The sequence below is a fragment of the Spiroplasma endosymbiont of Melieria omissa genome (assembly GCF_964031175.1).
GTDB classification, from domain to species: Bacteria; Bacillota_I; Bacilli_A; order Mycoplasmatales; family VBWQ01; genus Spiroplasma_E; species Spiroplasma_E ixodetis_A.
Map to the genome: position 1 here is coordinate 314,531 of NZ_OZ035012.1, position 14,683 is coordinate 329,213.

Here is a 14,683-nt window from a genome sequence, read left to right on the forward strand (position 1 = left end):
AATCTATACTTTTTTTTATTTTGATTATCAATAATTTTTTCTGGATTTGAATTATTAACTAACATATCTTGTGATTTTAAAATTTGTGTTTTAATATTACGTTTAAACAAATTTTTCATTTTACTCTTCAATTTCCTTTCACATAACATGAATATCTTCAACATTTCATTTTAAACCAACACGGTTACCTACTTCAAAATTATCAGTAGTATGAACTATCCATTTGCGTTTATTAGCAATAATTTCAATTTCTCATAATAATCCTTTAAAAGCAATAGTTTTAATAGTTCCATCAAAAAAACCACTACCTGCATTAACTAAATCAATATCTTCTGGTCGAATAACAATATCAATATTACGTTCTTGTTCACCAAAACCAGTATCAGAGCATGCAAATTTTTTACCGTCAAAACGAACACAATAATCATTAACAAATACACCATTTTCAATAACATTCGAGCTACCAACAAACTGTGATGTTCATTTATTTTCAGGCTCATTGTAAATATCTTGTGGTGTCCCAATTTGTTGAATTTGACCTTGATTTAAAACAACTACCCGATCTGACATAATAAATGCTTCTTCTTGATCATGAGTAATAAAGATAAAAGTAATATTAATTTCTTCTTGAATTTTTTTTAATTCTACTTGCATTTGTTGACGTAATTTCAAATCCAAAGCAGCAAAAGGTTCATCTAATAATAAAATTTTAGGATTAAGAACTAATGCTCTAGCTACTGCTACTCTTTGTTTTTGACCACCAGATAAATCATTAACATCTTTATCTTCCATACCATTTAATTTAACCAAATCTAAAGCTTTTTTAACTTCTTTTTTGATTTTTTCACGATCAATTTTTCTTAACTTTAAACCATAAGCAATATTATCAAAAACATTTAAATGTGGAAATAAAGCATAATTTTGAAAAATAGTATTTATTTCTCTTTTATGAATTGGAATTTTAGTTAAATCCTTGCCTTTAAACAATAATTGACCATTGTTTGGTTGTTCAAAACCAGCAATAATCCTTAATAATGTTGTTTTACCACAACCACTAGGACCAAGAATGGTAAGAAATTCACCTTCATGAATATTTAAACTAATTCCTTTTAAAACAACTTTACCATCATATTCTTTGGTAATATTACGTAATTCTAAAATATTTACACTCATAATTTCCTCCTTTAAATGGTTTAAAAAATTGGCGGATTTGAAACTCATAAAATAGTTGCAATTGAATTATTGGGATTTTCTAAATAATGTTTTTCATTACCTTTAATATAAAATGCTTCATTAGCTACTGCTTTTACTCTCGTTGCACCATAATGAACAAATACTGTTCCACTTAATACATATCCAAAGATCTGACCTTGAAATGGCGGAATTTTATTTGAATTACCAAATGGTTTTAAAGTTAAAATTACTGGTTCTAATGTTAATTTTTGAGCATTAGGAATAATTCATTTTATTTGATAATCTTCTTCGTCACTAACAGTAACATCTTGTGATTTAAAAACTATTTTTTCTTTTACTTCACCAGCAAAAAAGGTTGATAATGGACAATCAAAAATGTCTAAAATACTTTTTAGTGTTTCAATGCTGAGTGAAGAAACATCATGCTCTAACTGACTAATAAATCCCTTTGATAAATCACAACGTTTCCCTAACTCTTCCATAGTTAAATTATGTTTCAATCTTAAAGTTTTTAACTTTCTTCCAATTTTCATATTGATTATTTTCTCCTTTTGTTTATTTATACTAAACTTTAAGTTAAATAATACAAATAAAATTATATAATATTTTTTTAAAAAAACAATTATTTATTTTATTTTTAATAAATAAAATAAATATAAAATTATTAGTGTAAAAATGTGTAATAAAAAGAATAATTTTTTCATTTTTCTACTATAAAATTAAAATAAAATTTATTACTTTATTTTAAAGTAATAAATTTAAAAAATATATTTTATTTTTTAGTAAAGAAGAAATTAATGTGTTTTAATAAATTACCTTTTACATTGTTGATGTATTAGAATTGTATACACTTGTTGAAGAATATAAATTTTCTAAATTTGAATTTATAATTTTTTTTGAACCTTCAAAATCTAATTTTTGCTCTTCTTGTTTTTCATCATCTTTTTTTGCTAACATTTGAGTTATTTCAAAACCACCACCGATAGCACCACTAATGGCACTAACAGCAGCCTCCCAGCAACTAAACCAATAATAGTAGGAGTACCAAGAATAGCAACTCCTCCGGCTGCACAAGTAATAGAGACTACATTAGTAGCAACATTAGCAACATCACCGCCATCATCACCAGTAACAACATTAGCAACCGTAGAAGCAACTAAATTAACAGCCGCAACACCAATACCAACAACTTTTGCAGCACCAGTAATAACTCCAATAGTGCTACCCGCTGCAGCACCCACTGCAATAAGTTCAATGGGAGTAACATTATTTTTTTACTTTATTATTTAATTTTTCTCTTTTTTCTATAATGGACATATCTTTTAATCTTCCTTATTTGAAATTTAGAATAAAAAACCTATTTACTTTATTTTAAAGTAAATAGGTAAAAAACTTATATTAAGTTTGATGTTATTATAATATAATACATCAGTATATATTAAAATTCATATTATTTTTTTCATATACAGTATGTAAAATAACTATAATCAATTATTAAATTAAATTTTATTTTTACATTTTTGACCAGATAAAATTACTTTTAAATTTTCATAAGTAATTTCAATCATATTTTTAACAACTTCATCAGTATATGATCCAATATGTGGTGTCACAATAATACGCGGATATAATGATAATAATTTATTTGTAATATTATCGGGAGTTGGTTTTCCAGCAAAATCTTTGAAAAAAACTTTGCTTTCATTTTCTAAAACATCCAAACCAACACCTTTTAAATGACCACTTTTAACTGCATCATAAACTGCTTGTAAATCCATTAATTCACCACGAGCTACATTAATTAAAACTGATCCAGGTTTCATTTTTGCTAAAAAATTCTTGTCAACTAAATGGTAATTTTCCTCTTTAATATATGGACAATGTAATGAAACTAAATCCGATTCTTTAAGTAAAGTTTTTAAATCACAATAAGTTAGAATACTTTTTGCTTGATCACTTTCATAAATATCATATCCTAATACCTTTGCTCCCATTCCATGTCATGCCTTAGCTGCTTGATAACCAATACGGCCAGTTCCAATAATACCTATTGTTGAATTACGAATTTCTTTGGCAAACATAAAATCATCAATTTTAAAATTATGATTTTGTTGATGATTAGCACTATAAAATAAATTTCGAAGTAAGCCGTTTCCCATACTTACTGCTAATTCACTAAGAACCTGTTTAGGATCTTTTTAATAGAATTTAACTAAAACAAGAAATAATCATTTATAAATAGGTACTTAACCAATAATTTATTTTCTTTTTCATTTTTTTGTTAAAAAGATTTTATCATTTGAAAACTTATCGACTAAAAATCTATTTTTTATTATAAAATAACCATTATAATATAAATTTTATTAAAAATTAATCAAAAAAGATCCTAAACAGGTTCTAACAGCATTGGGCGAATAACCAGGTACATATGCCATTTCAAAACCTAATTCATGAGCTTTTTTTAAATCAATATGATTATAACCAACAGTTCTAGTTAATAAATATTTAACGCCATATTCTTTCATTTTTAATAAATTTTGCTCATAACAGTCACAATTAGCACGAACCATTACTGCTTCATGTCCCTTTGCCGTTTCAATATTATCCTTTGTTAAATACTCTTCAATTAACGTTAAATCATATCCATAATTTTTATTTAATGTTTCAAAAAAAAGCTTTTCTGTTTTACGAACACCATAACAAACCATTTTAATTTTTTTCGCCATATTTTTATTCCCTTTCTTTTGTTTATATTTTAACTAAATAACGGTGTTGCGCCAATCGCTGTAGTAATAATTACTCAAAATGGTAATGAAATAATTGAAAATAATGTAGCAATTAATGTTAAATTACTTGTTAACAATGGCTGTTTTTATAAGCAATTGAATAGGCAACAATAACTGATGCTGGGGGGCTGCTAACATAATTACAATAACGCCTAATCCAACACTATCTAATTTTCATGCTCCGGTTTCTTTTCCAATTGCCGCAACCGCACAAACTAATGCTAATCCAAATAATGGTGCAAAAATAATTTTCATTACCATTCCAAATCATACTTTTTTATCTTGTGCAGCATCTTTAAAATTACCTTTTGCTAAAGTAATTCCAATTGCCAACCATGCTAATGGCGTACATAATGCCTCTAAAGTTTTTGTTACTTTAAATAATGGTGGAAATGTATTGTCTAATCGTAATGGTGAAAAATATTGACCACTAGTAATATCATTTTGATCAGGAACAATAGCAATTCCAAGAATTAATTGTGTAACTCAAAAAATAAATCCAATCATAGTTGCAATTAAAATTGGATTTAAAAAAATCTGTTTTACATTCTTTATTAAATTTTCTCTTTTTATTACTTTCATTTCTGATTTAATTTGTGCATATCCATCAGTATTTAGTTTTGTATCAACAATAAAATCAGCACCAGTTTGTCCTTTTGTTACTACTGCTGCTTTAATAGGTTTGCTCATTACAATAAACCCTAATGAATATAAAAATATTCGATATGGAATATTAAAAATATTAGCCGGTAAAGTGGCAGCTCCATTATCAAATAGTGCTATTACTACAGGAATTCCAAAAAATGTTGTCGAAGCAAATACAGTACACATTGCTAATGTATCTTGAATATCCTTATCATATTTAATATAAAAATATTTAACAACTATTCCCAGTATCATATAGAATAAAAAAACCAACTAGTAAAATTGCAACTTGCGTTTTAACTTGCTCTGTTGTTGTATTTGTCATAAAACCATCAAAAGCTAAAGATGGTAAACCAACAACCATAACAATTTTAATTAAAACTGCTTCTCAGTCTTTTTTAAATGTCCCTCTCTTCGTTAAAAATCAACCTAAAAAAATTACAAATATCGTTGCTAAAATTGCACTTCAAAATCCTCAAGCTTTTAATGTATTTATAACAGTTTGACCAACATCAGCTTGTAAATAAAATTGCATATTTCTTTCTATTTCTCCCTTCTTTAATACTTTCTCCTTTCTCTAAAATCTAAGTATTTTGTAACTACTTATGTGTTATTATATAACTTTCAAATAAAAAATAAAACTAATTTACCAAATTTTCAATATTGTGTATAGAATAATAAATTTGGTAAATTAAAGTTGTAATATTTTTTTAAAGTTATAGACCCATTCTTTTCATAGTTCTAGCTGCTGATTTTTGTCTATTATCTTCTTTTAGAATAAATCCATTTGCTCTAATTTCACTAGCTTCTTTTTCTAACTCTTTTAGTTTATTTTTTCATTCTTGAAATTCTGATCATATTTCTTTTGCTTTTTCTTCGGATTCAATTTGATACTTTTCTTTTTTATTTTCAGTAAAAACATCTTTTATTTTTTTTATAGCTAACTAAAGTAATATTTACTCATAAATAATGTAAAATAATAATATGTAATTTAAACAGTTTTTGAATTTAAAAGTACAATTCAGCAATAATTAAAATAGATTAGGAAGATTAAATTATGCCAAAACCATACAGTGAAGACTTACGAAGAAAAGTAATAGAAGCTTATGAAAGTAAAAATATGAAAATTAAAGAAATTTGTAAAGTGTTCAATATCACTAGAAAGACTTTATTTTTATGAAGAAAAAGAAAAAAAGAAACTGGGCATATAAAACCAATTTTGAATTATCAAAAAGGACATAGCCACAAAATAAAGGATTTAGATGAATTAAAAAATTATTTAGCAGAAAATAAAGATGTTACAGTTCAAAAAGTAATTGATAAATTTGGAAATATGACTAAAGAAACAGTTTATAACTATTTTAAAAATCTAAATTATACATATAAAAAAAATTTTCTATATGAACAAAGAGATAAAAATAAACAAGAAGATTTTTTAAAAGAAATAGCTAAAATAATGAATGAAGATTTAGTATATATTGATGAATCTGGAATTGATGATAATGAATTTTATAAATATGGTTGATCTGAAAAAGGTAAAAGATTATTTGATAATAAACCCGCATATAAAATAAAGAGAATGAGTATAATTGGTTCACTAAATAAAGGTAAATTAAAAGCCTTATGAGCATTTGAAGGACATTGCAATAGTAAAATTTTTGAATCATATGTTAAAAATAAACTAATTCCAGTATTAAAGCGTGGACAAATTATAGTTTTAGATAATGCAACGTTTCATAAATCTAAATTAACACAACAATTAATTGAAAATGCTGGATGCAAACTATTATTTCTTCCGCCATATTCTCCTAATTTAAATCCAATTGAACATTTTTGATTTGCTATAAAACATAATATAAGAAAAATATTACCAAATTATTGACCAAATATTAAAAAAGCGATTGATTTTGTTTTTCAAGATATGAGTAAACATTACTTTAGTTAGCTATATATGTTTAGGTTCTAAATATTTTGAAAATGCAATATTTTCTTGTCATTTTTCGTTTCATTGATTGATTAATTGTTCTTAAAGACTCCTGAATTTTTTCCTTTTTTTCTCTAATTGCATTTTCTATTATTTCTTTTTTTAAAGTTTTAAAAGTTTTTGATTCATTTTTTTCCCTAGTTTGTAGCAAACAGTTTAAAATTCTTTTTTCTATTGCTTCTTTTGAATTTAAAGATATGTCTTTTAAATATTGAACTTCTTCTTCTAAATTATTTGATCTATTTTCTAGTTCTTTTATTTTTTGTTCTAATTCAAGTTGATACTTGTCTTTTACATTTAAAGACATTACTGGTCTTAATTTTTTAGCACATTCACATAAAATTTTGTAACAAATACCAGCAACAATACCAGCAATAGTAAAAGGTAATCAACCCATAATAGCACTTGACACAACAAATGTACTAATTATTGGTGTGATAATTATTTTAGCAATAGGAGATGTGACACCCCACGCAATAAAAAATATTAAACCATGAAAAATCTTTCATATAAACCTTTTAAAAATTCAATATTTATCCTGTACTTCTTCTGTAATATTATCTTGTTTTTGATTTGTAATAGTTCTTAGAACCTGTTTAGAATCTTTTCGAAAATAATGTAAAATGATTATATATTTTAAAATCAGAGGTATATATTATGCATAAAAATTATCCAAGTCATGTCACCAAAGAACAATTTGAGAACATAAAATCAATTTTAGAAAATAGCAAAAAGAAAACAAAACCAAGAAGTTTAGATTTATATGAAGTATTTTGTGCAATTTTATATGTATTAAAAAGTGGTTGTCAATGAAGAATGCTACCAAAAAATTTTCCAAAATGACAAACTGTATATTATTATTTTCAAATTTGAAGTAAAAATAACGGTAAAGAAGCTAGTGTATGGCAATTAATTTTAAAAAAAATTGGTTAAAAAAGTTCGTATCAACAATAATCGCAAAGAACAAACTAGTTTTTGTATAATTGATTCGCAAAGTGTTAAAAATACAGATACTACTGAAAATAAAGGTTATGATGCTGGTAAAAAGATTTCAGGAATAAAGCGTCATATTATTGTTGATTCTCAAGGTTTACCACATGCAATTTACATAACCACAGCAGAAAAAACAGATCGTAATAGCGCTATAATAATGATTGAAAATGAAAAAGAAAATCTTTCTGCAGTTCAAAAAATAATAGTAGATGCTGGTTATACTGGTGAAAAATTTGCTTCTGAAATCAAAACAATCATAAATGCAAATGTTGAAATTATAAAACGCAATGAACTACATACTTTTGTAGTATTACCAAAAAGATGAATTGTAGAACGAAGCTTTGCTTGATTAGAAAAATACAGAAGATTATGAAAAAATTGTGAAAGAAAACTAAATACTAGTTTACAAATGGTTGTTCTTTCCTTTATTTCAGTTTTATTAAAAAGATTCTAAACAGGTTCTTACAAATTCTAAAAATGGTGTTCTAATGATAGTTGTATGTTTAGATTCTTTTTTTATAAGCTCTTCATTATTTTTAATTTCATTTAAAAATTGCTTATAACGTAAATGTCTAATTTGTTGAACATGGAATGGCAACACTTTTTAGGACTATTTTTTGGTAGACATTTGTTTTTGATAATTAACTGGAGTTAAGTAGTTTAAAGTGCTGTGGATTCTTATGTTGTTGTATCAATTGATGTAATCAAATAATTCTAATTTTAATTGGATTAATGATCTAAAATTTTTATCATTAATAAATTCAGTTTTGAAAGTTTTAAAAGTTGCTTCAGCAACAGCATTGTCATAAGGACAACCTTTTTTGCTTAAAGAGCGAGTAATATTGAATGCTAGTAAAAGTTTATCAATAATTTTATTATTAAATTCATTACCACAATCACTATGAAATATTTGAATATCTTTTAAACAGCGATTTGATTGCATAAATGCTTGATGTACTAATAAGGCATCTTTTCTAGTACCTACACTATGTCCAATAATTTCGCGGTTAAATAGGTCAATTAATAAGCAAATATAGTTTCATTTACCATTAACTTGAACATAAGTTAAATCACTGACAATAACTTCATTTTTAAGCCTATTATTAAAGTTTTTATTCACAAGATTAGTGATTTTTTCATCATTTACTTTGTTATTATGATTTTTGAATGATAATTTAGTGTATTTTGATATTAAATTATGCTTATTCATAATTTCTTTAATTTTTCGTCTTGATAAATAAATTTCTTGGTTTTCTAATATTACTTTTAATCTTCTTGTTCCATAAACACATTTATTTTCTTTAAAAGCACTAATAATAGCTTCATCATAAATATTATTTTGAATTTTATTTTCTTTTTTCTTTAAATTAAAATAATATGTTGATTTAGAAATTTTTAAAAAATGACACATTGTGCGAATTTTATATTTAAACTTATTGTTTGTAATAATTTCTATTTTCTGCCTATTATTAGTGCTGCTTGCTTTAAAATATCATTTTCCATTCGTAATTGTTTTAATTCTTTTCTTAATTTAATTAATTCATTTTCTTCAACAGAACGATTATCTTTAGCTTTAAAACTACCTGAATTAGTAAATTGCTTAATTCAATTATAAGTAGCTGCTCTTGTAACATTATATTCTTTAGCAAGGTAAGATACTGATTTGCCGCTTTGATATAAAGCTACTATTTGTTTTTTAAATTCATCGGTATATGAATTAATATTGGCCATAATTATAGTTCCTTTCTTTCAACTAATTTGTTCACTTGTCTACGTAATTAGTGTCCAATAAAGTGTAACCCATCCAATTTTGATGACACCTAATAAAATTTTTAGTAAATCATGTTAAATCTGCTACATTTCTTAATTCTTCTTCAATAATAGTTTTTGTTTGTAAACTCATTTTGATTCCCCCTTTTATTAAATAAAAACCTATTATTTTAAAAATAAAAAACAATAGGTTTATTTAGTTTACACTTATTTTTGCTAAAGTTTTAAAATTATGCAATAAACTTTTTAATATTTTACAAATATAGAAAAAAAGATTTCAATTGAAATCTTTTTTCCATATAATATTTTTTACAAGTTTGGTAAATTTAATTTAGATTTAACTGTTGATGATTGAGTTTGTAAATCAATTGCGTTGATATCATTTTTTTCGATGTCATCAAAATCACTATCACATTCTAAATTACTTTCTAATTCATTAATTTTATATTTTAATCTTTCTGCCAAATTCATATTGGAACTTTCAATATCATTTATTTTAAATCGTTTTCCATCAAATAATAATTCATATACTATTGTTTCTTCGGATTTATCATTTGTATTTAATAAACCAGAATAATTAGATTCCTCTTTATTTAGATTTTTCAAAGTAATACTTAATTTATACATACCAAATGATAAACATAGTTCATCAATGGATAAAGAAATATTTTGAGTTCAAATTATTTTCTTAGAATCTTTATTAATACAATTCAATACTACTGATTGTAAACATTCTTTTTCTAATCCTAATAATTGCTTTGAAATAGTTATTTCTGTTGTTAATTCTTTACGAAATACTTGTGTTGCTGTTACTCAAAGTATTTTTAACGCAGCTGCTTTTTTATTAGGTGGTGTTTTTAACTTTAATCTATCTAAATGACTAATCTTTGTTTGACTTTTTTCTTTTTTCATAAATTTTCTCCATTCAAATTAATAATCTTATTTAATTTTATTATATGACCAAGTTCTCCATTAATAATTAATATTTTAACTATTAATAAATTCATTATTTAAATAACATAGTTATTCGAAAATTATTATTTTTATTTATTTTATTGTTTTATTTAACATATCTTTTTATCTTCCTTTTCTCTAAGAACCTGTTTAGGATCTTTTTTGATTAATTTTTAATAAAATTTATATTATAATGGTTATTTTATAATAAAAAATAGATTTTTAGTCGATAAGTTTTCAAATGATAAAATCTTTTTAACAAAAAAATGAAAAAGAAAATAAATTATTGGTTAAGTACCTATTTATAAATGATTATTTCTTGTTTTAGTTAAATTCTATTAAAAAGATCCTAAACAGGTTCTAAAACTTTAATTTAATAAAAATTATAATTTATTTTTTTAGTCTATCAATAAATATGCTTGTTACTAATTTTATTAACACTATAAAATGTAAGTAAATATTATCATCTTAATAAAAACACTTTCATTTTATTTAAAAAGCCAATATTAATAGAATAATATATTAATATTATTCATTTTTCCAGTCCAATTAATTACACGACACTATCTTAATTTTTAATTTGATATAATTATAAAAAGAGTAAGTATATTAAAAATAGATTGGGGTATTTTTATGATAGAGGAAATAAATTCTAGTTCAATGAAAGAACCAAAAATTTATCGTATTGGTCTATATAGCAAATTAACAATTCTTATTAATGGGCTTCTAATTACTACAAGTTTAATGATAGGTTGGGGTTTATGAGCAACTATTGATCGAGATGCAGTTGATAACTATATTAAATGATTCAATAATCCACAACAGCCTAATTCTAATTTACAAATCAGTTTCAATATAATAAGTATTATTGTTTTTATAGTCTCTGGTTTATCTTTAGCATTAGTAGTCGTACCTTTTATTTTTTTAAAAACTAAAAATAGTGTATCAGCACTTTTTTGTTTAATAAGTTTTATTTTTTCAGCAATATTTGTTATCTTTCTTATTGTATTTTTTATTTTTAGATTTAAAACTTTTACTTTCTTAGCTAATAAAAAAGATGGCGAAATAATAAATACAACTGGTAACTTTCTAATAGCTTTTTTACCATGAATGTTGGCTGAGCTATTTGCAATACTTTTATTAATCCACAGTCTCTGATTAATTATTAATATTACCTCTAAATATAAATCAAATACACTATTAATGCCTATTGCTAAACCAAAAGCAAAACAAGAAACAGTAATAGCAAAACAAGAAGTTGATGATACGATAACGCTTCCTAACGTCGTACCAATACCAGTACCTCAAAATAATGAAGAACAACAAATAGCAAACCAAGAAACTAACAATAGTGTTCTTAAACAAGATCTAACACAAGAAAAAATAATTACTAACCCTTCAACAGCAACTGTCCATTATACTAATCATGAACTATCACAAACACCAACGCAAGGTGCTTATCATGCTGAAACTGTTTCATCAACACCAGGTACTCTTACTAATCTTAAATCCGAATCTATTACAAATGAAGAAGAAATAAATGATAATATCGAAAATGCAACAATATATTCAGAACCAACAGTTGAAAAAACAAGTGTAGAAGATACAACAATATATTCAAAATCACCAACAACAGAAAGTAATATTAATACCGAAACTAATTACCAACCAAAAAATCAAGGTGGTTTTGATGTTAAAGACAGTAGTTATTCTGAATCTGAAACATCTAATTTTAATAAACAAGCAACAACAATAACTGTTGAAGAAACACAACCAATAATAGAGAAAACAAACACAAAAACAAAAAAAGAAACAATCGAAGTGCAAAAAGTTACTACTCACCATTGAACATTAGAACAAATTGAAGCTGTTTGAGAAAAAGCGGAAATAATTGATGGTGTTAGTGATAAATTATATCGTAAAGATTATGGTGGCGCTTGAATGTTTCGTGATTCATTTACCACTGATTATAGCGCAGCAGATAACTTAGAAACTTACTCTTGAACTATTGTTCTACATCGTCCTACTAGTCAACAAGGAACAACTGAATTATATAATCTAGATCCAATGAATATTGTTAATGCAAAAAGTAAAGGTGAAAATTACCCTTCTTGAAAAACTAAAATTTCTTCAAAAGGAAATAAAAATATTGCAAAAGAACAACATTGAAAAGCACGAACATAAATATAGTATCATTTATTTATGAATACACAAACTACTATTGAACATTTATATATAGAAATACCTAATTTTAAACATGAAGTAAATACTAACTATTCTTATTTTATAGAAAGTATTAAAAAAGAATTAACAAATATAATAAATAAATACCAATTAAACTTAAAAACAATTTATCTTGCTAATAAAAATAAGTCAGTTTTACCAATTATTTTTTTAGAACAATTATTAATACTACTTAAACCATTGACAACCACTATCAAAGAATACAACTTTGAATGTACTATTAATAATACTAACTTCACAACTCTACAATTATTGTCCAAATTTCAAATTAATCGTTTAATTTGAAAAATAATTAGTTTTCAAAATCAATTAAATAACAAATTTAATTATCAACAAAGTATAAAAATTATTAATGATGCTATTAACTTAAAAATTAATAATTTCTCAATTGATTTAAAATATAATCTTCCTCATCAAACAGTAATTGATGTTAATAATGATTTACAAATATGTATGCAATTAAAAACACCTCATATTAGCTATGATAGTTATAATCATAAACAAAATCTTACTATTAAAAGATACATTAATAATTTCTTAAAAAAGCACAAATATGATAACTATGAATACTATAGTTATAGTAAAAATACTAATAATCAATCAAAATATAGCTAACTAAAGTAATGTTTACTCATATCTTGAAAAACAAAATCAATCGCTTTTTTAATATTTGGTCAATAATTTGGTAATATTTTTCTTATATTATGTTTTATAGCAAATCAAAAATGTTCAATTGGATTTAAATTAGGAGAATATGGCGGAAGAAATAATAGTTTGCATCCAGCATTTTCAATTAATTGTTGTGTTAATTTAGATTTATGAAACGTTGCATTATCTAAAACTATAATTTGTCCACGCTTTAATACTGGAATTAGTTTATTTTTAACATATGATTCAAAAATTTTACTATTGCAATGTCCTTCAAATGCTCATAAGGCTTTTAATTTACCTTTATTTAGTGAACCAATTATACTCATTCTCTTTATTTTATATGCGGGTTTATTATCAAATAATCTTTTACCTTTTTCAGATCAACCATATTTATAAAATTCATTATCATCAATTCCAGATTCATCAATATATACTAAATCTTCATTCATTATTTTAGCTATTTCTTTTAAAAAATCTTCTTGTTTATTTTTATCTCTTTGTTCATATAGAAAAGTTTTTTTTATATGTATAATTTAGTTTTTTAAAATAGTTATAAACTGTTTCTTTAGTCATATTTCCAAATTTATCAATTACTTTTTGAACTGTAACATCTTTATTTTCTGCTAAATAATTTTTTAATTCATCTAAATCCTTTATTTTGTGGCTATGTCCTTTTTGATAATTCAAAATTGGTTTTATATGCCCAGTTTCTTTTTTTCTTTTTCTTCATAAAAATAAAGTCTTTCTAGTGATATTGAACACTTTACAAATTTCTTTAATTTTCATATTTTTACTTTCATAAGCTTCTATTACTTTTCTTCGTAAGTCTTCACTGTATGGTTTTGGCATAATTTAATCTTCCTAATCTATTTTAATTATTGCTGAATTGTACTTTTAAATTCAAAAACTGTTTAAATTACATATTATTATTTTACATTATTTATGAGTAAATATTACTTTAGTTAGCTATATATAATCCTCCTTCTTTAAATACTGTTGTTAAATCTTCAGTATTTTCTAGTAATAAATCTACTGCTTTTGATATTGGATCATTATTATTAATACTTTGTTTTTTAGCCATCTGTAACTCACTCTTTCTAGTCATTTAATTATATTTACTAGAATTAATTAAACATAGTTATTTTTGTAAGTTACACAGATTACTAAACATTACCCGCATTTACTTTGTAAGTGAATTAGGATGGTACCGCGTTAAAAAACGTTTCTATTTTGATAGGAATTTTTATTATTTTGAGGAGAAATTATTATGTCAATAAAATGAACAACAGATAAAGTTAGAACAACTTGATTAAATTTTTTTAAAAGTTATGATCATCACATTTTAGAAAGTGTGGATGGGTTACACTTTATTGGACACTAATTATAGCTAACTAAAGTAATATTTACTCATAAATAATGTAAAATAATAATATGTAATTTAAGCAGTTTTTGAATTTAAAAG

General features: G+C 24.2%; 20 protein-coding genes. 4 read left to right on the forward strand and 16 right to left on the reverse strand.

Annotation, left to right across the window (positions count from 1 at the left end):
- Nucleotides 1-120: 120 nt before the first annotated feature.
- The 8 genes from potA to ACQH26_RS02040 all read right to left on the reverse strand — a co-directional run bounded on the left by potA (nucleotide 121) and on the right by ACQH26_RS02040 (nucleotide 5,160).
- A complete protein-coding gene (gene potA / locus ACQH26_RS02005) occupies nucleotides 121-1,173 on the reverse strand; it encodes a spermidine/putrescine ABC transporter ATP-binding protein (RefSeq protein ID WP_286640486.1) in 1,053 nt (350 codons plus the stop codon).
- A gap of 20 nt (nucleotides 1,174-1,193) precedes the next feature.
- Entirely contained in the window at nucleotides 1,194-1,727 is a 534-nt protein-coding gene (locus ACQH26_RS02010; RefSeq protein WP_425382702.1) for a helix-turn-helix domain-containing protein, read from the reverse strand.
- Between the two features lie 286 nt (nucleotides 1,728-2,013).
- The gene (locus tag ACQH26_RS02015) at nucleotides 2,014-2,151 is read right to left on the reverse strand and encodes a hypothetical protein (RefSeq protein WP_339039480.1); all 138 of its coding nucleotides are present in this window, start codon (nucleotides 2,149-2,151) and stop codon (nucleotides 2,014-2,016) included.
- Between the two features lie 5 nt (nucleotides 2,152-2,156).
- Nucleotides 2,157-2,435, reverse strand: coding sequence for a hypothetical protein (locus tag ACQH26_RS02020; protein ID WP_425382703.1), 279 nt, complete (start codon nucleotides 2,433-2,435; stop codon nucleotides 2,157-2,159).
- A 258-nt stretch (nucleotides 2,436-2,693) separates the two neighbouring features.
- The gene (locus tag ACQH26_RS02025; RefSeq protein ID WP_425382704.1) at nucleotides 2,694-3,353 is read right to left on the reverse strand and encodes an NAD(P)-dependent oxidoreductase; all 660 of its coding nucleotides are present in this window, start codon (nucleotides 3,351-3,353) and stop codon (nucleotides 2,694-2,696) included.
- A 204-nt stretch (nucleotides 3,354-3,557) separates the two neighbouring features.
- Nucleotides 3,558-3,920, reverse strand: coding sequence for a hypothetical protein (locus ACQH26_RS02030; RefSeq protein ID WP_425382705.1), 363 nt, complete (start codon nucleotides 3,918-3,920; stop codon nucleotides 3,558-3,560).
- 123 nt (nucleotides 3,921-4,043) lie between these two features.
- On the reverse strand, nucleotides 4,044-4,880 hold the full coding sequence (locus tag ACQH26_RS02035) for an AEC family transporter (protein WP_425382706.1): 837 nt from the start codon (nucleotides 4,878-4,880) through the stop codon (nucleotides 4,044-4,046).
- Nucleotides 4,858-5,160 (reverse strand): AEC family transporter, encoded by a 303-nt coding sequence (locus ACQH26_RS02040; protein ID WP_425382707.1) that lies wholly within the window; start codon nucleotides 5,158-5,160, stop codon nucleotides 4,858-4,860. Before ACQH26_RS02040 ends, ACQH26_RS02035 begins: the two co-directional genes overlap by 23 nt.
- 522 nt (nucleotides 5,161-5,682) lie before the next feature.
- On the opposite strand from ACQH26_RS02040, the gene ACQH26_RS02045 reads away from it, so the two are divergent.
- Nucleotides 5,683-6,570 (forward strand): IS630 family transposase, encoded by an 888-nt coding sequence (locus tag ACQH26_RS02045; protein WP_425382708.1) that lies wholly within the window; start codon nucleotides 5,683-5,685, stop codon nucleotides 6,568-6,570.
- A gap of 10 nt (nucleotides 6,571-6,580) precedes the next feature.
- On the opposite strand, the gene ACQH26_RS02050 is transcribed toward ACQH26_RS02045, so the two are convergent.
- Nucleotides 6,581-7,006, reverse strand: coding sequence for a hypothetical protein (locus ACQH26_RS02050; protein ID WP_425382709.1), 426 nt, complete (start codon nucleotides 7,004-7,006; stop codon nucleotides 6,581-6,583).
- A gap of 260 nt (nucleotides 7,007-7,266) precedes the next feature.
- Between ACQH26_RS02050 and ACQH26_RS02055 the strand changes: the two genes are divergently transcribed.
- A protein-coding gene (locus ACQH26_RS02055) for an IS5 family transposase (RefSeq protein WP_425382012.1) occupies nucleotides 7,267-8,056 on the forward strand; the annotation gives its coding sequence in 2 pieces (ribosomal slippage) (nucleotides 7,267-7,527 and nucleotides 7,529-8,056; 789 coding nt in all).
- On the opposite strand, the gene ACQH26_RS02060 is transcribed toward ACQH26_RS02055, so the two are convergent.
- The 4 genes from ACQH26_RS02060 to ACQH26_RS02075 form a co-directional block, all read right to left on the reverse strand.
- Nucleotides 8,042-8,203, reverse strand: coding sequence for a hypothetical protein (locus ACQH26_RS02060; protein ID WP_425382710.1), 162 nt, complete (start codon nucleotides 8,201-8,203; stop codon nucleotides 8,042-8,044). The two genes, ACQH26_RS02055 and ACQH26_RS02060, sit on opposite strands and share 15 nt — an antisense overlap.
- A 9-nt stretch (nucleotides 8,204-8,212) precedes the next feature.
- A protein-coding gene (locus ACQH26_RS02065) for an IS3 family transposase (protein ID WP_425381874.1) occupies nucleotides 8,213-9,333 on the reverse strand; the annotation gives its coding sequence in 2 pieces (ribosomal slippage) (nucleotides 8,213-9,063 and nucleotides 9,063-9,333; 1,122 coding nt in all).
- 22 nt (nucleotides 9,334-9,355) lie between these two features.
- Nucleotides 9,356-9,505, reverse strand: a complete 150-nt coding sequence (locus ACQH26_RS02070) for a hypothetical protein (RefSeq protein ID WP_425382711.1) — start codon at nucleotides 9,503-9,505, stop codon at nucleotides 9,356-9,358.
- Nucleotides 9,506-9,681: 176 nt separating this feature from the next.
- Nucleotides 9,682-10,284, reverse strand: coding sequence for a hypothetical protein (locus ACQH26_RS02075; protein WP_425382712.1), 603 nt, complete (start codon nucleotides 10,282-10,284; stop codon nucleotides 9,682-9,684).
- Between the two features lie 702 nt (nucleotides 10,285-10,986).
- Between ACQH26_RS02075 and ACQH26_RS02080 the strand changes: the two genes are divergently transcribed.
- Nucleotides 10,987-12,510, forward strand: a complete 1,524-nt coding sequence (locus ACQH26_RS02080; RefSeq protein WP_425382713.1) for a hypothetical protein — start codon at nucleotides 10,987-10,989, stop codon at nucleotides 12,508-12,510.
- An 18-nt stretch (nucleotides 12,511-12,528) separates the two neighbouring features.
- Nucleotides 12,529-13,185, forward strand: coding sequence for a hypothetical protein (locus tag ACQH26_RS02085; RefSeq protein WP_425382714.1), 657 nt, complete (start codon nucleotides 12,529-12,531; stop codon nucleotides 13,183-13,185).
- Here ACQH26_RS02085 and ACQH26_RS02090 read toward each other — a convergent pair.
- The 3 genes from ACQH26_RS02090 to ACQH26_RS02100 form a co-directional block, all read right to left on the reverse strand.
- On the reverse strand, nucleotides 13,182-13,670 hold the full coding sequence (locus ACQH26_RS02090) for an IS630 family transposase (protein ID WP_425381862.1): 489 nt from the start codon (nucleotides 13,668-13,670) through the stop codon (nucleotides 13,182-13,184). The two genes, ACQH26_RS02085 and ACQH26_RS02090, sit on opposite strands and share 4 nt — an antisense overlap.
- A 40-nt stretch (nucleotides 13,671-13,710) precedes the next feature.
- On the reverse strand, nucleotides 13,711-14,070 hold the full coding sequence (locus ACQH26_RS02095; protein WP_425381863.1) for a helix-turn-helix domain-containing protein: 360 nt from the start codon (nucleotides 14,068-14,070) through the stop codon (nucleotides 13,711-13,713).
- 109 nt (nucleotides 14,071-14,179) lie between these two features.
- Complete coding sequence (locus ACQH26_RS02100) at nucleotides 14,180-14,326, reverse strand: hypothetical protein (protein ID WP_425383126.1); 147 nt, start codon at nucleotides 14,324-14,326, stop codon at nucleotides 14,180-14,182.
- Between the last annotated feature and the right edge of the window lie 357 nt (nucleotides 14,327-14,683).